This window comes from Pseudomonas sp. PME37.24/006, assembly GCF_055556635.1.
Genome location: NZ_JBVHNL010000003.1, coordinates 330044 through 349991, shown reverse-complemented (window position 1 = coordinate 349991; position 19948 = coordinate 330044). Strand labels below are relative to the sequence as shown.

At 61.3% G+C, this 19948-nt stretch carries 13 protein-coding genes and 1 tRNA gene; 7 read left to right on the top strand and 7 right to left on the bottom strand.

Annotated elements, in window-relative coordinates:
* A complete protein-coding gene (locus ACZ3GY_RS12495; RefSeq protein ID WP_465910247.1) occupies positions 1–321 on the bottom strand; it encodes a hypothetical protein in 321 nt (106 codons plus the stop codon).
* 271 nt (positions 322–592) lie between these two features.
* On the opposite strand from ACZ3GY_RS12495, the gene ACZ3GY_RS12490 reads away from it, so the two are divergent.
* Complete coding sequence (locus ACZ3GY_RS12490) at positions 593–8047, top strand: LPD38 domain-containing protein (RefSeq protein WP_465910246.1); 7455 nt, start codon at positions 593–595, stop codon at positions 8045–8047.
* Here ACZ3GY_RS12490 and ACZ3GY_RS12485 read toward each other — a convergent pair.
* The 5 genes from ACZ3GY_RS12485 to mobA all read right to left on the bottom strand — a co-directional run bounded on the left by ACZ3GY_RS12485 (position 8044) and on the right by mobA (position 10821).
* Positions 8044–8259 (bottom strand): hypothetical protein, encoded by a 216-nt coding sequence (locus ACZ3GY_RS12485; RefSeq protein ID WP_465910245.1) that lies wholly within the window; start codon positions 8257–8259, stop codon positions 8044–8046. The two genes, ACZ3GY_RS12490 and ACZ3GY_RS12485, sit on opposite strands and share 4 nt — an antisense overlap.
* Before the next feature lie 64 nt (positions 8260–8323).
* Positions 8324–9553, bottom strand: a complete 1230-nt coding sequence (locus tag ACZ3GY_RS12480) for a tyrosine-type recombinase/integrase (RefSeq protein WP_465910244.1) — start codon at positions 9551–9553, stop codon at positions 8324–8326.
* Positions 9554–9733: 180 nt separating this feature from the next.
* Positions 9734–9810: transfer RNA gene (locus tag ACZ3GY_RS12475), tRNA-Pro, on the bottom strand.
* Positions 9811–9916: 106 nt separating this feature from the next.
* On the bottom strand, positions 9917–10138 hold the full coding sequence (locus tag ACZ3GY_RS12470) for a YgdI/YgdR family lipoprotein (protein WP_225833652.1): 222 nt from the start codon (positions 10136–10138) through the stop codon (positions 9917–9919).
* 110 nt (positions 10139–10248) lie between these two features.
* The gene (gene mobA, locus ACZ3GY_RS12465) at positions 10249–10821 is read right to left on the bottom strand and encodes a molybdenum cofactor guanylyltransferase MobA (RefSeq protein ID WP_465910243.1); all 573 of its coding nucleotides are present in this window, start codon (positions 10819–10821) and stop codon (positions 10249–10251) included.
* 68 nt (positions 10822–10889) lie between these two features.
* Here mobA and moaB point away from each other — a divergent pair, with 68 nt between their 5' ends.
* The 5 genes from moaB (at position 10890) to ACZ3GY_RS12440 (ending at position 15574) form a co-directional block, all read left to right on the top strand.
* Positions 10890–11429, top strand: a complete 540-nt coding sequence (moaB, locus tag ACZ3GY_RS12460; protein ID WP_465910242.1) for a molybdenum cofactor biosynthesis protein B — start codon at positions 10890–10892, stop codon at positions 11427–11429.
* Positions 11426–12637, top strand: coding sequence for a molybdopterin molybdotransferase MoeA (locus ACZ3GY_RS12455; protein ID WP_465910240.1), 1212 nt, complete (start codon positions 11426–11428; stop codon positions 12635–12637). The genes moaB and ACZ3GY_RS12455 overlap by 4 nt, the downstream gene beginning before the upstream one ends.
* A gap of 104 nt (positions 12638–12741) precedes the next feature.
* Positions 12742–13638, top strand: coding sequence for a lipid kinase YegS (gene yegS / locus ACZ3GY_RS12450; protein WP_465910239.1), 897 nt, complete (start codon positions 12742–12744; stop codon positions 13636–13638).
* 122 nt (positions 13639–13760) lie between these two features.
* Positions 13761–14690 carry a chemotaxis protein CheV gene (locus tag ACZ3GY_RS12445; RefSeq protein ID WP_465910238.1) on the top strand — a complete coding sequence of 310 codons (930 nt, stop codon included), beginning with the start codon at positions 13761–13763 and terminating at the stop codon, positions 14688–14690.
* Between the two features lie 83 nt (positions 14691–14773).
* Positions 14774–15574: an MOSC domain-containing protein gene (locus ACZ3GY_RS12440; RefSeq protein WP_465910236.1), complete on the top strand. Its 801-nt coding sequence runs from the start codon at positions 14774–14776 to the stop codon at positions 15572–15574.
* A gap of 134 nt (positions 15575–15708) precedes the next feature.
* Here the strand turns inward: ACZ3GY_RS12440 and ACZ3GY_RS12435 are convergent, their stop codons facing one another.
* The gene (locus tag ACZ3GY_RS12435) at positions 15709–17634 is read right to left on the bottom strand and encodes a transglycosylase SLT domain-containing protein (RefSeq protein ID WP_465910235.1); all 1926 of its coding nucleotides are present in this window, start codon (positions 17632–17634) and stop codon (positions 15709–15711) included.
* Between the two features lie 377 nt (positions 17635–18011).
* On the opposite strand from ACZ3GY_RS12435, the gene ACZ3GY_RS12430 reads away from it, so the two are divergent.
* On the top strand, positions 18012–19937 hold the full coding sequence (locus tag ACZ3GY_RS12430) for an ATP-binding cassette domain-containing protein (RefSeq protein WP_465910234.1): 1926 nt from the start codon (positions 18012–18014) through the stop codon (positions 19935–19937).
* Positions 19938–19948: the final 11 nt, after the last annotated feature.

Sequence of the window (19948 nt, the reverse complement as noted above, 5' to 3'; positions counted from 1 at the left end):
TTATTGAAATGCGCTTTTCAGGGTCAGTGCATATCCGGCTGCGGTGAAGACTATGCCCAGGGCGCTAACCCAAAGGCTTTGCCTGGTGGCAGCGTCGAGCTCTCTATATTTGCCACCATGCACGCTGGCTTTCGTAGAGAGCTGCCATGCCGGCAGCAACAGGCCAGCAAACGTCAAGCCGGCGCCGATCGCTGATATGTACCCGAATTTCAGAACAAACCCCACTACAAGCAGGCAGGCGAAGGCTGCAATCCACAAGAAATGCCTGACTAAGCCACGCCCAAGTTCCAGGTTTTCATTCTCAGTTTTAGCTGTAGTCATACATCGTCCTTAGTTCGTAAATGGCGTGTTCGAGGGCCAGCTTTAGCAGCTTCTGTAAATTTAACATGATGGCCGGATGGTATGACTAGGATGGTATTTGAATAATGCTGACTCTTTGATTTGAGCTGAGATTCTCGTCTTGCCGATACAGGTCAGTGACATAGCGTCACCTGAGTGATGCCGCGGGGTGCGGCCGTTTGGGGGATGCATGGCTGATTTACTTGACGAATTCGGTATAGGTGGTGCGCGAGGCGCGTCAGGTGGCAGTGATTTGCTTGACGAATTCAGCTTGCAGCCAGCCAAGCCCAAGGCCAGCGGCATAATCGATACTGTCACCGAGGGCGCCAAATCCACCGGCCGTGCTATCGCCTCCACCGTCGACGCCTATACGGGGGACACGCAAGGTGTTGCAGATCGAGCCACAGTTCAACAACAGGCCCCGCGTGATCCCCGTCTTGAGAAATTCCACTCCGACTATGCCGAGCGCACCGCCGCTCTTGGTGATGACCCAGATCTGCTACCAACAATTGGCCAGGGTATTGGCGCGATCGTCGATAACCCTGCTGGGGCCGGGCTTGCCGTGCTCGAGCAGTTGCCGAACGCTGCGGTTGCGCTTGGTGGTGGTTACGCGGGCCTTAAAGGCGGCGCGGCGATCGGCGCCGGTATCGGTTCCGCTGTTCCTGTCGTGGGTACTGCTGCTGGTGCTGCGGCCGGCGGCGTGTTGGGCGGTCTGGCAGGTATGTTCCTCGGCAACGCCGCGCTCGAAACTGGCCAGAAGGCCATGGCGGCCGCGGACGATGGCGTGGTGACCCAGGACGAGCTTGCTCAGGCTCGACGAGAGGGCGCTATCAAAGGTGGCGTTATCACCGGTGTCGATGCTCTTACTCTCGGCGTCGGTGGCAAGGTGGCGAGCACACTGCAGCGCACCAGCAGCACCGCCCTGGAAGCGGCGACGCGTAAGGTGCTGGTGGATAACGGCGTCGATGTAGCCAATGAGACTGCAGTGCTGGCGGCGCGCGCCAATCCGCAGATTGCCGCAGCGGTGCAGGTGGCTCAGGGCAACGCACGAAAGGCCACAGAAAGCCTGGGTCGCCGCATGGCAACTGGTGGCGCACTGCTGGGAATGGAAACAGTCGGCGAAGGCGTTGGCGAGTACTTGGGTGAATTGGCAGCTACCGGCGAAGGCAGTATTCCTGATGCTGTGCTGGAGAGCCTGCTGTCGCTTGGGCAGAGCACGGCAGAAACCGGCTGGAACATGGCGCGAACGCGCAAGCCATCAGAGCAGATGGGGATCGACCCCGCTGCTGGGCCGATATCGGCAGTGGCTGCCGCTGCGGTAGATGGTTCCCCGTCAGGTACGCAAAGCCCAATTGCGGATGCAACCCGCGCCACGTTGCGTGCCGGTGCTCCAGCTCCTGCACCTGGTGGTCGGATCAGGGAGCGAGACCTGGCCGATCTGAATACCTCCGTCGCGCAGCAGTTGTTCAACACTGAGGTGGATGAGGCTGGGAAGCTGCGCTATTTCCGCTACGACCAAGACCTGCAGACTACGGCAGAGGTGCCAGAGGCCGAAGCGCTGGCGGCGGCCAAGCAGCATGTTGCCAGGGCCGAGGCTGAGGGCTTTGATCCGCTAGATTCGCGTGGCCTGAACCAACTGATGCCACAGGTGGAAGAGTTCAGCGCTGCTGATCGGCTGCCTGTCGCCGATGTTGAGTTCGACACCGGGCCTCGGCAGTTAGAAGAGGTTGAGCAGCGCCCACCGCTACCAACTGTCGAGATGGATACCGGCCCGCAAGGCTTGGAGCAGGTGCAGGTCACGCCGCGTGCTGAGCCGCTTGGCCTGCCAGCGCCCAGCTCCATGGTGGTGGATAGCGATGGCAACGCCCAACGTGGGGCTACCGCGCCATTTGTGGCACCAGCCTCGGAGCGGCCGGCGCCGGGCGGCCCGGGAATGGATCAGCAAGCCAGCAACAGACAGCGGCCGAGCTTCGACCAATTGATCGAGCGTGCTCGTGCCAATCCCAACGCAGAAGCGGCTGATCTTGCTCAAGTAACTGGCTCAACGCGAATTCAGGCTGGTCGTGCACTTCGTGGTGCACTGGCGGAAAGGGCGGCCATCGGCCAGGTTTTCAAAAGCGTTCCAGGTGCCAATAAGGCGCTGCTTGGTTTGCCGGTACCAGGCGCTTTTGAAGTGGTGAAAAGCGGTAACCGTGAATGGCGCGTGCAGCGCAAGCAAGAGGTGAAGAATGTTGATCGTGGGCCAAGGGCTGCTGATGAGCGAGTGGCAAGCAATCCACCTGCTGCACCAGCTCCGGCTGATAACGTGGCGCGAGTGCCAGTGGTGGCTGAGCGGCCAGCGCCTGCCAGGCCGGCAGCAGGACAAGATCGAGCTGATGTTTCTGCTACAGCTGAGGGGGCCGACGGACAGCGTGCACTGAGTGCGCCGAAGAGTATCACCGGCAAGAAGATCGGCAAGGACTGGACGGCGTTTAGCGACGATTCTGGCAGCCGTGGCGTGCCTCGGGCAGATATGCCGCAGATCAAGGCTGAACACCGCGGGGCCATGGTCAACTTCCTGAACGCCAGGGGCATCAGCCATGCAGAGGAAACTATCGCTGCTGCTGATTTGAAGCCTACTCAGGCTGAGTTCTCGCCGAAGAAGGTTGCTGCTGCGAAGAAGTTCGCCGGCGGCGATCGCTCCATTCTGGTTTCCCGTGACGGGCATGTGCTTGATGGTCACCACCAGTGGCTGGCCAAGCGCGAGGCCGGGGAGGACGTGAAGGTAATACGCCTCGATTCAACGATTCAGGATCTGCTGACCGCTATCGCCGAGTTCCCCAGTGCCACACAGGCGGATGGTGCGACATCGGCCGCGAGTGACGCAGGACAGTTGCCGGCAATTCTGTCCACGCCGCGGCGGCGTTACATCGACCAGCGGGCAAAGGCGGTGGGGCTCAAGAAAGGATCGCCAGGCTACGACCAGGCATTACAGCGCCTGCAGGATCAATATGAGGCCGATGTCGATCGCGCATCAGCCAGCATCACCTTCGAACAGTTCAACGCCCTGAACAGCGATAGCCCGGAAAGTCTGAACCGCCAGGCTTGGGAAGCGCTTCGGCAGGAGTTCGGCCAGAGCTATTCCCGCAGCAGCTACCGGATGGCGCCGACGAAGGCAAAAGGCTCACGCGCCGGCCAACTGCGTATGGCGATCAAGCAGATGTCCCGCGACTGGCGGAATGCGCCCGAAGTGGCGGTGGTGCAGTCGATCAAGGATCTGCCAACCAGGCAACGTCAGCGCGTAGAGCGCGACGGTGCGTTCGATGTCGAGGGCATATTTGCCAACGGGAAGGTGTACCTGGTGGCGGACAACCTCACCGGCGCCCGACATGCCGCGTTCGTGTTGCAGCATGAGGTTCTGGGTCACGCCGGCCTGCAGGGTGCTTATGGCCATCGGCTGAGCCCGTTGTTGATGAGCATCTATGGCAGTAATGCCGATATCAAAAGCCAGGCCGATGCCCTGGTGCAGCGCTTCGGCTATACGCCTGCGGTCGCAACGGAGGAGGTGCTGGCCGACATGGCCGGCGCTGGCACTATCCAGCAGCAGCCGTTCTGGTCTCGCCTGGTCACCGCGATGCGCAATACGCTCCGCTCTATCGGCATGGGGCTCAACTGGACGGAGGGCGACATTCAGGGGTTGCTGGGCAATGCTCGAGCGTACATCGAGAACGGCCGCCGTCGACCTGGTGCCCGGGTTGCGTTCTCGCGTGATGGGCGATCGGCACAGGGCCTGGAGATTACCGACCAACAGGGCCGGCTGTTGGCGCAGAACGGCAAGCCTTCGCAGCTCAACCAGCGGCAGTGGCACCAGGCGCGTGGCAGTAACTTCAAGAACTGGTTCGGCAACTGGCAAGGGCTGGCCGTCGGTGAGCGGCTGGGTTCGATGGCGGCAATCAAGCTGCAGATTCCTGCGAGCTGGCGCAATTTGAGTATCAGCGAGCTGCGTAAGCGCGCCCGGGAAGCGCTCAGCGATATCGTCAAGAGCGGACAGCCGCTGGTCAACAACGACCTGGGCGAGGTGCTGCTGAGCAGGAACAAGGGGGTGAACAAGTTCATCAGCGAAAGCGCTGACCCAGCCAAGCTGCTGATGGCTGCCGATATCCGCACTGCGTTTCAGAGCGCGGTGCATGCCTCGTCAAGGGCGCCTCGCGAACCTGCTGCAGAACCAAACGTTCAGTCCTACGAGCGGCTGCTTGCTAAGGTCAGTCTCGATGGCAGCGAGCTGGTTGCGGTGTTCACCGTCCAGCGGATGAAGGACGGGAAGCTGCACTTCTACAATGCCGTGTTTGCTGAGGATCAACAAAACTCCGGGCAAAAAGAAACCCCAGTAGGATCTCCGAGGGATACCCCCATTGCTGGGGAACGCGCCACATCGGCCAGTACTGAGGTTTCGGCCTCAACAGATTCTGCCGAGACGTCGTCATTCTCACGCCGGGCGCTCGAAAGAGTCAACCCGGATACTGTGTCCAAGGTGACGGACGGTAATGGTGAGCCGCTGGTTGTGTATCACGGGACAAGCATGGATTTTAACGAATTCAAACAGCAGCGATTCAGCGAGTTTGGGTTTCACTTCGGCAGCAAGGCGCAGGCGGAGGGGAGAATAAGGAACAAGAATGCCGAGGGCGGCTCTGTGTTGCCTGTATACCTTTCGATAAAGAACCCGCTGCGCATTACTGATACGGGCTATTTCGGTGGAATAGATGAGGCCTTTACCAATGTGCTTCGGGCTGCTGGCATCCCGCTGCGCAGTGATGCGACCCATGCCGAGCTGGTTATTGCGCTGGAGGCGAAGGGGTATGATGGTTTGGTATATCCGAATAATGGGGTCGATGAAGGATCGGGCGATTCCTACGTTGCGTTCCGTTCCGAGCAGGTGAAGAGCGCCACCGCCAACGTTGGCAGTTTCGATCCGAGCGATTCGGATATCCGTTACTCGCGGGCCAGCCAGCGCGATACCGAAGCACTGCGCAAGCTGGGCTTGGCCAAGGTCGATGCGCATAGCCTGCTCGACCAGGTGCGCAACATGACGCTCGGCGGCCTGCAGACCAGGATGCGTGAATGGTCGGTGCGCTCGGAGGAGGGCGTGTTCGACGGTCTGGCCGGCATACGTCGTGCGGAAGAGGCTGTGGGCGTCAACGATGTAAACCAGCAGGGGTACGTTTCTGCGCGTATGGCCAGCGGCATCGCCGACGTGATGCATGGGGTGCTGCACTATGCTGCGCCTGAATGGCGCGACGGGATCGTGTCGGGTAAAGCGGACACCCGCGGCGTGCTGGATATCCTGGGTGACCTCGGCCCGGACAATCTGACCCCATGGCTGGCGTGGCTGGGCGGTAAGCGTGCCCAGTTGCTGAAAGCACAGGGGCGCGAAAACAACCTGACCGATGCAGAAATTGCCGAGCTGGTGGCCATGGGGCAGGGCAAGGAGGCGTTGTTCGAAAAGACCTACCGCGAGTATGCCCAGGTGAACGAGGCTGTTCTGGATCTGGCGCAGGAAGCCGGGTTGATCGATCAAGACGCCCGCGCGAAGTGGCTCACCGACTATTACGTGCCGTTTTACCGCCAGGATGAAAGCGAGGGCATCTTTACCGCACCGCGCAGCAAACGAGGGCTGTCGCATCAGACGGCTGCAATCAAGGCGCTGAAGGGCGGCGACCTGCCGACCAACGACCTGCTGGCCAACATGTTGTCGGGCTGGACGAAGCGTATCGATGCGTCGATGAAGAACAAGGCTTTGCTCGAGGTGGTGGGTAACCTGCAGGGCAGCGAGTTTCTGACTGATGAGAGCCCGCGCTGGCAGGAGGTGCTGATTTCCCGTGATCAGATTGCCCAGCAGATCCGGAAGGATCGTAAAGCCTTGGCGCTGGCCGCCGACCTGCTAGACCTGCCGGCCGGTTCCAACCCCATCAAGGTGGTGAATCAGTTGATGAAGCCTGAGAACGAAGGCTTCGAGAAGCTGTGGACGCGGGTGGCGCCAACCGATCCGGACATCATCCGGGTGCAGCGCGCCGGCAAGAGCGAGTATTACCGGGTCAATGACGAAAGCCTGCTGCGCGGCCTGAAGTTCATGGAAGGCAGCGTCTTCAATGACCCGATCACCAAGATCGGCCGAGCCTTCAAGCGGATTCTCACGACCGGTGTTACAGCGTCGCCAGACTTCATCCTGCGCAACTTCATTCGCGACGCGGCTCATGCCTGGGTCATCAACAAGGATGGCTTCACGCTGGGCAAGGACTCGATCAAGGGCATGCGCGACGCGTTGCGTGAGGATCAGGACTACCGCGACCTGATGTTCGCCGGCGGCAGTTTCCAGGGTGGGTATGTGCACGGTACCGACCCAGAGGCTTCGGCCCAGATCATCCGCAGGGCATTGGAGAAGAAGGGATTCACTCGCCCGCAGCAGGATGCCTACATGGGCAGCCTGGTGAATACGCCCGCGAAAGCGGCCGCGATGCTTGGCCAGGGCTGGCAGAAGTATCGCGAACTCGGCGACAAGGTGGAGAACGCCAACCGACTGAGCACATACAAGGCCGCGATCGACGCGGGCAAATCGCGTCGCCAAGCTTCCTATGAGGCCAAGGATCTGATGGATTACAGCCTGCGCGGCAACTTTGCGGCGGCGCAGTGGTTCACCGATGTGGTGCCGTTCCTCAATGCCCGCCTGCAGGGCTTGTACAAGCTGGGGCGTGCCGTGAAGGGTGACAAGACCCTGTTGGCCAAAGAGGTGGCCATGAAGGGAGGTTACATCGCTCTGTTCTCGCTGATGCTGGCGGGGCTGAACGACGATGACGAGCGCTATAAAGCCCTGATGGACTGGGACAAGGACATGCACTGGCACATCTTCCTGGGCGATGAGCATTTCCGCATCCCGAAACCGTTCGAGCTGGGCCTGGTGTTCGGTACCGTGCCCGAACGCATCTTGCACGCAATGACCGGCAGCCAGGATGGCGGCGACTTGGCTAAGGCGGTTTCGCGTGGGGTGTTCGAGACGCTGGCTTTCAACCCGGTACCGCAGTTCTACCAGCCGATCCGCGAGCTGCAGGCCAACCGCAACTTCTTCCGTGATTCGCCAATCGAGGATATGAGCGACGAAGGCAAGCTGCCCGAGGCGCGCTATGACGAGCGCACCAGTACGATCGGCCGACTGGTTGGGCAGGTGACTGGGCCAATTGCGGGGCTATCGCCAAAGCAGGTCGACCATCTTATCGCCGCCTACACCGGCACTTTGGGCCAGTACGTGCTGGATGCATCAAGCCTCGTGACGAGCGTGTTCGACGATGCTGATCGGCCTGCCAGCCGTGCTGGAGACATCCCGATCCTGAAAGTCATCTACCAGGGGGATGCTCCGCGCTCGACAAAGTATCAGTCCGAGTTCTACGACATGATGCGTGAGACTGATCAGCTCAACCGAACCATCAAGTCATACCGTGAGGAAGGGCGGCTGGACGCTGCAGAGCAGTTGATGGCCAAGAGCCGCGAGAAGCTGCGTCACCGTCCTGCGCTGGGGCTGGCACGTAAGCAACTGGGGAATATCCGAAACCAGATGGATGCCGTGTACCGGGACACCGCCATGACGCCAGATCAGAAGCGGCAGCGGCTGGACACCTTACAGGTGCGGGCCAATGGCGTGGCTGAACGGATCGTGAATCTGGCGGGAGGTGACTTCTAGAAGGCGCCGAGTATGGCGGCGATACCAACGACGACGCCGCAAAGCAGCGCGAATCCCCAGAACGTGGATTCCGCTGCAGCGCGTGTGGCGCGGTCGGTGTTTTTGTAAAGCGTGTAGCCGATGGCGATCAGGATCCCGCCGACAATGGGGTTCGCCAGCAAGGAGACCATGCCGAGCACGAGAAGGATGCCGCCGATCCAGACTTGAAGCATGGGGATGTCTCCCGATAATGTCTGGTCAGTTTCGAGCACGGGTGGTTTTCGGGGAAGGGCCTTTTCAGGCCCTCTTGGGAATGCTGACGACGTTGCCACGCTCTAGCGCGTCGAGGTGGTCGGCATACCATTGCATCATCGTGCGGCGCTGTTCCAGGTACTTCGCCTTGTTGTAGACGCCGGCGACGCCTGCCTTGGCGTGGGATAGCTGCGCTTCGATGTGGTTCTCGTCGAAGCCGTTCTCGTTGAGGAGGGTACTGGCGATATGGCGAAAGCCGTGGCCGGTCTGCTCGCCCTGGTACCCCATCCGGCGAAGCGCCATGTTGAATACCATGTCGCTCAACGGTTTGGTTCGATCATTCCGCCCAGGGAACAGACGATCGTACCCGCCAGAATAGAGCTGCAGCTCCTTTAGCAGGTTGAGGGATTGAGTCGAGAGCGGCACGATGTGCTCCCGCCTTTTCTTCATCCGCTCGGCCGGGATCTCCCAGGTCGCCTTGTCCATGTCGAACTCAGACCACATCGCCTCTCGCACCTCACTGGGGCGCAGGCCGTTGATGATGAGCAGACGTAGGCCAATGCGAACGACTCGATTGTTGTAACTGCTTACTGCCTGCAGCAGCTTTGGAAGTTCGACCTGATCAACGTGCGCGTAGTTTTCGGACTTCTTCTTCTGCAGAAACTTTTCGAGCCCGTCGACCGGGTTATTCACAGCGCGCCCTGTCACCCTGGCCAAGTCATAGATTTCTTTGCAGTAGCGCCGGACGTTGCCCATCTGTTCGATGATGCCTTTCTTCTCCATCCCGCGGAAAAGCTCCATCCATTCCATGGACGTGATATCGAGGTAGGAGCGCTTCCCCATTTTGGGAAACACATGCAGTTCAAGGGCGCCCATCACTCGCTTGGCGTAGCCGTTGCCCCAGGCGTGTACGCGAACGGCATACCACTCACGGGCCAGTTGCTCGAGCGTATTTTCGGATTTGGCTTTCTCTACCGCAGCTTCGGCTTTGCGCTGCGTCGATGGGTCAATGCCCTGGGCAAGTAGTGTGCGTGCTTCCTGGGCCTTTTCGCGGGCTTTTGAGCCAGACACGATGGGGTAAGATCCGAGGCCAAGCCACGAGCGCGCTTTGCTGCCTGGCTTACTGTACCGGAGCTCCCAGAATTTCTGGCCGGAAGGTTTCACCCGGAAGTACAGGCTCTGGCCGTCATGTTCGCGGTAAGTTTTGTCCTCTGGATCTAGGCCGGCGAGGGTAGAGTCAGCCATCGGCCGACGCTTGATATCAGCGCGTTTCATGGTGTTTTGGTATGCCCATGTTCGAAGTTAGGGCGCCATGATAACGGCATACCAATCGGCATACCAATTCGAGCGGTATAGCCTGATACAAGATGAGTAGGGCTGAAACAACAAAGCCGGCCACAGGGGCCGGCTTTGCTGAGGTTTCGAGACATGCTGATGCAAGCTGAAACAGGGAAGTGGTCGGAGAGGCAGGATTCGAACCTGCGACCTTCTCGTCCCGAACGAGACGCGCTACCAAGCTGCGCTACACTCCGAATGCGCCGAATTGTACTGAAAAAGTTTTACAGCACAAGGGCTTAGCAAAAATTTTAAATCGGGGCGCAGCGCTTGGTGCTTACGCCCACGATGGGTCAAAGGTGCTTACAGCTCTTTGACGGTACGAACTTGGTCTTTGTTGACCTTGGTGCGCTTGCCATCCAGTTGTTCGAACTCGTAGAAGCCAGTGTCGTCGTCGAAATCAGGGCGATCTACGGTCTGGATTTCCCTGCCATCGTTCAGGGTGATGACCGAAGGCGTGGAACAACCGACCAGGGTAACCAGGCCGAACGCGAGTAGAAATGCAGCGGTAGTCCGTTGCTTCATGACATGTCTCCTTAAAATCGAAGCTGAATGATTACTTGGGCTAAGACGGGCGCTTCGAGCCCAAGTTCCACTGTATTTACTGCTTGGCTGGCCTGCACTGCAAGTCCGTTCTACTCAATGAGCTGCGGTGAATTGACGTTGCTCAGGCGCGGATCGTCTGGCACGCAGGTTAGCGCCACCGGGTGATGATCCCTCAGCCAGCGCTGGGTGCTGCGCTGACCGGCCTGCCAGGCCTGCTCCAGGGAGGGCAGCAGGCTGCGGGGGATGACCGCGAACAGCGGTTCCCAATGGCCGTCGCGCTTGGCCATGACCGGTCGGTCGCCGGCCAGCGCGAGGAGTTCGTCGAGCAGCGTGCGGTCGACTCTGGGTGCGTCACAGGGCAGCACCAGCAGGAGAGGGTGGCGGGCGATCTGCAGGGCTGCACGAATACCGGCCAGCGGACCCGGATAGTCCGCGCTGTCATCGCCGACGAGGTGGTCGGCGTAGGGCGCGTAGGCTTCGTGATTACGGTTGCAGGAGATGATCAGGTCGTCGGTCAGTGGCCGAACCTGGTCGTGCAGCCATGCGATCATTGGCCGCTCCTGCCAGTGCACCAGGCCCTTGTCGCGGCCGCCCATACGCTGGCCGCGCCCGCCTGCGAGCAGTACCACCGAGAGGCTTTGGGGCGGGGCTGAAGTAGGCATGGCAGGGTCTCCGGCGGTGGCGCTGTGGTATAACACCGGCCATTGTTCACGACAACTGGAAGCCTGCCATGAGCCACAAGGCCGATGCGCCATTCGTGCCCTTGAATATCGCCGTTCTGACCGTCAGCGATACCCGCACGCTGGAAACCGACACCTCCGGACAACTGTTCGTTGACCGCTTGAAAGCGGCCGGCCATCGCCTCGCCGAGCGCGTGTTGCTGAAAGACGATCTCTACAAAATTCGCGCTCAGGTCGCCACCTGGATCGCCGAAGACGTGGTGCAGGTGGTGCTGATCACCGGCGGCACCGGCTTCACCGGACGTGACAGTACACCGGAAGCAGTGGCCTGCCTGCTGGACAAGCAGGTCGATGGTTTCGGCGAGCTGTTCCGGCAGATATCCACCACCGATATCGGTACTTCGACCATTCAGTCCCGGGCGCTGGCCGGCCTCGCCAACGGTACGCTGGTCTGCTGCCTACCTGGTTCGACCAATGCCTGCCGCACCGGCTGGGACGGCATCCTGGCCGAGCAGCTCGACGCCCGTCATCGCCCCTGCAATTTCGTGCCGCACCTCAAGCTCGCCGCTCCCTGCGAGAGCCGCGGATGAGCGAGCAGCATTCGCCGCTGATGCCGGTGGAGCAGGCGCTGGAGCGCTTGCTGGCGCTGGCTGACGCTACCCCTATCGAAGGCCATGAGTTGGTCGACTTGGCTCAGGCCGATGGCCGCGTGCTGGCCGAGCCGCTGATCGCCGGCCTGGATCTGCCACCATGGCCGAACAGTGCCATGGACGGCTACGCGCTGCGCCTGGCCGACTGGCAGGGCGAGCCGCTGCCGGTCAGCCAGCGCATCTTTGCTGGCACCGCGCCCGAGGCGCTGGAGCCTGGTACTTGTGCACGGATCTTCACTGGCGCGCCGGTTCCGCTTGGCGCCGATACGGTGGAGATGCAGGAAAACGTCAGCCTCGGCGATGACGGTCGCGTGCATTTCGATCAGGCCATGAAAGTCGCCCAGAACATCCGCCCCCAAGGGCAGGAGAACCGCAAGGGTGAAACCCTGCTCAGCGCTGGTACGCGGCTGGGGCCGGTAGAGCTGGGGCTGGCAGCTTCGATTGGTCTGGCGCAGTTGTCGGTGCGTCGCAAACCCCGGGTGGCGGTGTTGTCCACTGGCGATGAACTGGTCGAGCCGGGTCAGCCGCTGGGCGCCGGGCAGATCTACAACAGCAACCGCTACCTGCTGGTCGCCTGGCTGCAGCGCTTGGGGTGCGAGGTTATCGATGCCGGCATTCTGGTCGATGATCTCGAGCGTACCCGCGAGGCCCTCGGCGCCCTGCAGGATGTCGACCTGATTCTTTCCACTGGCGGCGTGTCGGTGGGCGAGGCGGACTTTCTCGGCATTGCCTTGCGCGAGGCCGGCGAGTTGGCTCTGTGGAAGCTGGCGATCAAGCCCGGCAAGCCGCTCACCGTCGGCGAGTTCCGGGGGCGCCCGGTGATTGGCTTGCCCGGTAATCCGGCGTCCACCTTGGTGACCTTCGGCCTGCTGGCACGGCCTTATCTGCTGCGCCGCCTGGGCGTACAGAAGGTCGAGCCCCTGGGCTTCGCGGTGCCGGCGGGCTTCGTCTGGGCAAAACCCGGCAAGCGCCGCGAGTTCCTGCGGGCGCGGCTTGAAAACGGGCGAGTCGTGCCTTACTCCAATCAGAGTTCCGGCGTGCTTCGCAGTGCCGCCTGGGCCGAAGGGCTGGCGCAAGTGCTGGAAGGCACCACCCTGAAAGAAGGCGACAGCCTGCACTTCATTCCAATGAGTGAATTACTCGGCTGAGGTGTAGAGTCGATAGTCGGCGAGCAGGAGATGGACGGTGTGATTATTTCTCCTGCGCGTTGTCTGCATAGGCAGTCGTTTTCAATCCCGTTTTCGGAGCCGTTATGCAAGAGCGTAAAGCGCTGTTGATCCTTCATGGTAAGCAGTCCCTCAACGAAGAGGTGCGCACGGCGGTCAAGACCCAACGCGAGCGCGGCTGGGATCTGGCCGTGCGCCTGACGTGGGAAGCGGGTGACGCCCAGCGTCTGGTCACAGAAGCCTTGCAGGCGGGTTATCAGACGCTGATCGCCGGCGGCGGTGACGGCACTCTGCGAGATATTGCCGAAGCGATGGCCAAGGCCAATACGGATGCAAGTTTGGCGCTGTTGCCCCTGGGGACCGCCAATGACTTCGCTGTCGCTGCCGGTATTCCGGTCGTGCCTACCGATGCTTTGGCGCTGCTCGATACACCGGCGCAGCCGATCGACCTGGGTGAGGTCGACGGCCAGCTGTTCCTTAATATGGCGACGGGCGGTTTTGGCTCCAACGTCACTGCCAATACCTCCGAAGATCTCAAACGCGTGCTGGGCGGTGCCGCCTACATGCTTACCGGCCTGACCCGTTTTGCCGAAGTGCGCTCGGCCTTTGGTCGCTTCAAGGGGCCGGACTTCGAGTGGGAAGGTGAGTTTCTCGCCCTGGGTATCGGTAACGGTCGGCAGGCGGGTGGCGGGCATGTGCTGTGCCCCCACGCGCGAGTCAACGACGGCTTGCTGGATGTGTGTATCGTTCCGGCGGCGTCCGATGTAGTTGGCACGCTGGGGACGCTGTTCTCGGGTGGATTGAAAGGAATCGAGGGTGTGTCCGTCAGCGCTCGATTGCCCTGGCTGGAAATCGAAGCGCCGGAGGGGCTCGATCTGAACCTCGATGGTGAGCCACGTGAGGGGCACAGCATGCGTTTTTCCGCGCGGCCACAGGCGCTGCGTGTGCATCTTCCACAGCAGTCTCCTTTACTGCACGACTAGATATAGCGATGCTGGTTTCCCATCAGCCGCTGGTGCAAGATGGCGTTGCGCCATGCCGCCTTCAGTAATGCAACGCCTGGCCGATAGCTTGACATGAACATCACGCCTCACAGGAGCGAATAATGGCCGGTATTCTCGACACCGTTGATCAACGGACACAGTTGGTAGGTGAGAACCGCCTGGAAATTCTGATGTTCCGCCTGGCTGGCCGGCAGTTGTTCGCGATCAACGTATTCAAGGTGCAGGAAGTCCTGCAGATGCCCAAGCTGACGCTGATGCCGCATCGGCACCGCTTCGTCTGTGGGGTCATTCACCTGCGTGGGCAGACCCTGCCAGTGATCGACCTGTCCCAGGCCATCGGCATGCGGCCAATCGTGCCTGATGAGCGCAGCACCATCATCGTCACTGAATACAACCGCTCGATTCAGGCGTTCCTGGTCGGCGGCGTCGACCGCATTCTCAACCTCAACTGGGAATCCATCCTGCCACCGCCTGGCGGAGCAGGGCGCCACCACTATCTGACGGCAATCACCAAGGTCGACGACCAGTTGGTGGAGATCATCGACGTGGAGAAAGTGCTGGCCGAGATCGTGCCGTACGACACCCGTATTTCCAGCGACCGCCTGGCCGATCCACTGCTGGAAAAGGCCCGCGGCCGCGAAGTGCTGCTGGTCGACGACTCCAGCGTGGCTCTGTCGCAGCTGCGCGATACCCTGTCGCAGCTGGGGATCAAGATGCATGTGGCCACCGATGGCCTGAAGGCGCTGAACATGCTCAAGGCCTGGGCGGACACCGGCCAGGTAATGACCGACAAGCTGCTGATGATCTTCACCGATGCCGAAATGCCGGAAATGGACGGCTATCGCCTGACCACCGAAATTCGACAGGATCAGCGTCTGCGTGATCTCTACGTGGTTTTGCACACATCGCTGTCCGGCAGCTTCAACGATGCCATGGTGAAGAAAGTAGGCTGCGACAACTTCCTCTCCAAATTTCAGCCCGACAAGCTGGTCGACGTGATTCGCGAGCGCCTGGCGCTCGACGAGCAGTAACCGCTCAGCGCTACACGCCTGGCTTGAGCCGCGGCGGCGGTTTGCGTATAACCGCCGTTTAGCTCTAGTCAGGACGCCGGGCCATGCACCTTTCCTCGCTTTACCGTTTTCCTCTCAAGTCCGCTATCGGCGAGTCGTTGCCCAGTCTGCAGCTCGACGGTCTGGGCGTGGCCGGTGATCGCCGCTGGATGCTGGCGAGCGAGGACAATGGTCGCTTCCTGACCCAGCGTACCTTTCCGCAGATGAGCCGCCTGACGGCGCGCTGGAATCAGGCCGGCGGCCTGACCCTCGAGGCGCCGGACAGGCCTTCTCTCGACGTGGCGCTGCCGGATCCCGACGAGGCATTGCGTGGAGTGATCATCTGGCGCGACAGCATGCGCGTGCCGGACGCTGGCGACGAGGCGGCGGCCTGGGTCAGCGAATTCATCGGCAAGCCCTGTCGGTTGGTACATGTACCCGCAGAGCGTGCGCGCTATATCGAGGGCAACGTGACAGGGGATGAGAAGGTCGGGTTCGCCGACGGCTTTCCGCTGCTGTTGATCGGCCAGGCTTCACTCGACGACCTGGTGGCTCGGGTTGGTCGTCCACTGGAAATGCTGCGCTTTCGTCCAAATCTGGTGGTACAGGGCAGTGAGCCCTATGCCGAGGATAGCTGGAAGCGTATTCGCATCGGCGATGTCGAGTTCACGGTTGCCAAGGCTTGCTCACGTTGCATCATCACCACCATCGATCCGCAGACCGGCGAGCGCAGCGCCGATCGCGAACCGCTGACCACCTTGCGCAGCTACCGCCAACGCGAAGGCGAGATTCTTTTCGGGCAGAACCTGATCAACCACGGTAGTGGTGAATTGCAGGTTGGGATGCCGGTCGAGGTGCTGGAGTAGGTTGATGGTTAGCCAATCATCCTGATGTAGCTCGGGTCGAGCGCAGCGACACCTGGGAAAGTTGCCCTGGGTATCGCTTCGCTCAACCCAGGCTACGGGGGCGGGAGCGATGCGCACTCTTTCTTGCCGCTGCCCTATTGGTCGAAATAGCGCTCGTGCCAGCCCACCAGCGGCTGCGGGGCGTTGAGCTTGTCGCCGTAGATCACCGCGTAGGACAGCACGTTCTGCACGTATTGGCGGGTTTCATTGAACGGGATGTTCTCGACCCACACGTCATACGACAGGTGGTTGGCACCGCGCAGCCACTGGCGAACGCGGCCGGGGCCAGCGTTGTAAGCGGCCGAGGCGAGCACCCGGTTACCATTGAACTGGCCGTAAATCTGGCTCATGTAAGCGGCGCCCAGCTGAATGTTGATGCTGGGCAGCAATGTGTTGTTTGGATTGCTCAGTGGAATACCGAACTTGCGTGCGGTCTCCTTGGCGGTAGCGGGCATGACCTGCATCAGGCCCATGGCGCCGGCGTGAGACTTGGCGTCGGCCATGAAGCCGCTTTCCTGGCGGGTGATGGCGAACACCCAGCTGGAGTGCAGGCCGCGCTTTTTCGCTTCAGTTGTCAGCGATTCGCGATAGGCCATCGGGAAGCGAACGTCGAGGTCGTCCCAGTACTTGGCCTGGCTGATGGTACGGATGGCCGGGAAATACCATTCCATGTCGTAGGCCAGGCGTGCCTGGGCCACCAGTTCGTCGCGGTCGAAGTGCCGGCTGGCGTGGTACCACTCGCGGCGGCCATCGACGATCTGGCCACGGTCATGGAACTCCATGGCGCGACGGATGCCAGGGGCGTTGCGTACCTTTTTGATCACCGCGGCGCTGAGCGGCAGTGGCGCGTTTTTCAGGTGATAAGGTTCCTTGACCTGATCGGCAGCCATGAAACCGTAGAAGTCGCGCTCTTTGGCCAGGCTGTGGAACAGCGGCTGAGCGGCCTTGCTGTTGGGTTGTGCCAGTTGCAGCGTGCGAGCCTGCCAGTAGCGCCAGCGGTTGGTGCTGGCAAGGGAGTCGGGCATGCGGCTGATCAGCTTGTAGGCTTCGTCCCAGCGGCCCAGGCGCAGCAGCAGGCGAGCGCGCCATTCGCTGACGGTGTCGTCACGCAGGTTGGGATCGTACTTGGCCATCACGTCAAGGGCGCGCGGGTCAAAGCGGCGTGCCAGGGTCAGGCCGATCTCGTTGGCGATGGCAACCTTCTCCTGATCGGAGAAGTGCATGCGCTGGGAATAGCCTTCGAGCAGGCTCAAGGCCTGTTCCGGATCCTGGCGTGCGAGTCGGCGCAGGCCGAGGCTGACCACGTCGCCCATGGCGTCGTCGGCCGGCGTGAATCGTGCGGTCTGGGTGAGAATCTGCGGTTTCTGGCCAACTTCCACGAGCAGCTTGCCATGGTTGCTGAGTGTCGGCAGATCTTTGCTCAGGAAGGTGGCCAGGCTGTAGTTGCGCGCTTCGGCAGCCAGCTTGGTACGTTGCCAGCGGCGTTGTTCGGTCAACTGACCTTCGGCTGCCCAGCGGTCGAATAGACGATCACAGGCTTCGGGCTGCGACTTGCCAGCCAGCCACAGCTTCTCGGCGCTGGCATAGCCTTCGGCAGTCTGGCCTTGGTTGAGCTGGCGCTGGCCATTGAGGCAGTCGAGCTCGGTAAAGTTGAGGCCCGGATCATAGTACTTGGCGAAGGTTTGCCATTCGCCACGCTCGGCCAGCCAGCGCAGCCAGCGCAGTTTCATCCAACTGGCCTGGGGCAGGTCACCATGGGCTGCGAGGAAGGCTTCGATTTCGTTATTGCTAGCTGATTTCAGGCGTGCGGTGAGTTCGTCATACGCCAGATAAGGCGTCAGCGGGTAGTCGCTCAGGGCGCTGGCGTAGCGCTGATAAGGCCCCTTGTCGCCCTTGGCAAGAGCGGCCTTGGCCTCATCGTAATACTGGCGTTGCTGGGTCAGGCTCGCTGCCTGGCTCAGGGTTGCCGTGGTGGCGCAAAGAATCAGGCAGCTCAACAGACTGGGCAAACGACAGCGCATGGTACTTCCGGGGGGATCATCTCGTGAGCGGATGCGATCTGGCTGATGCCGGTCGCTCGATGCGCCCTTTGGGCGGCAGCAGGCCGTATTGGCAGTTGCGGGCGCAGTTAAAGGCAATGGGCGTTAGCTTAGCCTTTTGCCCGCTTGGCGCGAAAGGGCCGCAGCAGTCTGGCGCATGTCTGTTTATGTCACATCGACAGCCGGTGCGTAAGGCCTGACAGACGCCGAGGGCCTTCTCGGTTAGAATACGCGCCCGGTTTTTGGCTGGCGCATGCGCCGGCCAGATCAGTTTCGTGGTGGTCGGCCACGTGGTGAACCCATTGGCTGCGTTCGCACACTCTTTTCGCCACCACCCCAGCGTATTGTCGAGGCAACCCATGACCCTGCTCAAGTTCACCGATGTTTCCCTGGCCTTTGGCGCCATGCCGCTGCTGGACAAGGTGTCTTGGCAGATCGCCCGCGGCGAGCGGGTGTGCATCATTGGCCGCAATGGTACCGGCAAGTCCAGCATGCTCAAGCTGGTCAAGGGCGATCAGAAGCCCGATGACGGTGCCGTCTGGCGCGCGCCGGGGCTGAAAATCGGCGAGCTGCCACAAGAGCTGCCGGTCGCCGATGAGCGCACCGTGTTCGATGTGGTTGCTCAGGGCCTGGATGGCGTTGGCGAGTTACTCGCCCAGTACCATCACTTGGCGCAGAACTGTGTCACCGAAGAAGATCTGAACAAATTGATGCACGTTCAGCAGGATCTTGAGGCCCGTGATGGCTGGCGCCTGCAGCAACTGGTCGACAGCACTCTGAGCCGTCTGCAGTTGCCTGCCGACAAGACCCTGGCCCAGTTGTCCGGTGGCTGGCGCCGCCGTGTGCTGCTGGCCCAGGCGTTGGTCAGCGAGCCTGATCTGCTGCTGCTCGACGAGCCAACCAACCACCTGGACATCGGCGCGATCGCTTGGCTGGAAGAAGCCCTCAAGGATTTCCAGGGCGCCGTGCTGTTCATCACCCACGACCGTTCCTTCCTGCAGAATCTGGCCACGCGCATTCTCGAGCTGGATCGCGGCGGCCTGATCGACTGGAATGGCGATTACGCCAGCTTCCTGGTGCACAAGGAGGCCGCGCTGGCCGCCGAGGAAACCGCCAACGCGCTGTTCGACAAGCGCCTGGCCCAGGAAGAAGTGTGGATCCGCCAGGGCATCAAGGCCCGTCGTACCCGTAACGAAGGTCGTGTGCGTGCCCTCAAGGCGTTGCGCGTGGAGCGCAGCGAGCGCCGCGAGCGCACCGGCAAGGCCAACATTCAGCTCGACACTGCGGAGAAATCCGGCAAGCAGGTGATGGTGCTCGAGAACGTCAGCTTCGCCCACCCAGGCGGCCCGTTCCTGATTCGCGATTTCTCCATGGTGCTGCAGCGCGGCGACCGTATCGGCCTGCTGGGCGCCAACGGCACCGGTAAGACCACTCTGTTGAAGCTGATGCTCAGCGGTCTGCAACCGACCAGCGGCAAGGTGGAAGAGGGCACCAAGATCGATGTCGCCTACTTCGATCAATTGCGCCATCAGCTGGATCTGGAAAAGACCGTCATCGACAACGTCGCCGAAGGTCGTGACTTCATCGAGATCGACGGGCAGAACCGACACGTGCTCAGCTACCTCGGCGATTTCCTGTTCAGTCCGCAGCGTGCCCGTACCCCGGTCAAGGCGCTGTCGGGAGGCGAGCGTGCGCGTCTGCTGCTGGCCAAGCTGTTCAGCAAACCGGCCAACCTGCTGGTGCTCGATGAGCCAACCAACGACCTCGATGTGGAAACCCTCGAGTTGCTCGAGGAAGTGCTGCTGACGTTCAAGGGCACGGTACTGATGGTCAGCCACGACCGGGCATTCCTCGACAACGTGGTCACCAGCACCCTGGTCTTCGAAGGCGAGGGCAAGGTGCGCGAGTACGTTGGTGGTTATCAGGACTGGCTGCGTCAGGGTGGTTCGCCACGCCTGCTGGGCGTTGGTGAGACCAAGTCGGGTAAGGCCGAGCTGGGCTCCGCGGTCGTCGAAGCCCCCGTCTCTGTGCCCGTTGCCGAGCCGGTAGAAAGCGCACCGGCGGCGAAGAAGAAACTCAGCTACAAGCATCAGCGTGAGCTGGACGCCATGCCCGAGCAGATCGATGCCGCAGAGCAGAAGATCGCCGAGCTGGAAGCGCAGATCGCCGCTCCTGCGTTCTACCAGCAGTCCGGTGAGCACACCGCGGCGGTGCTGGCGCAGTTGCAGGCACAGCAGGAAGAGCTGGAGCGTCTGGTCGAGCGCTGGGCTGAACTGGAAGGCTGATCAGCCTTCGG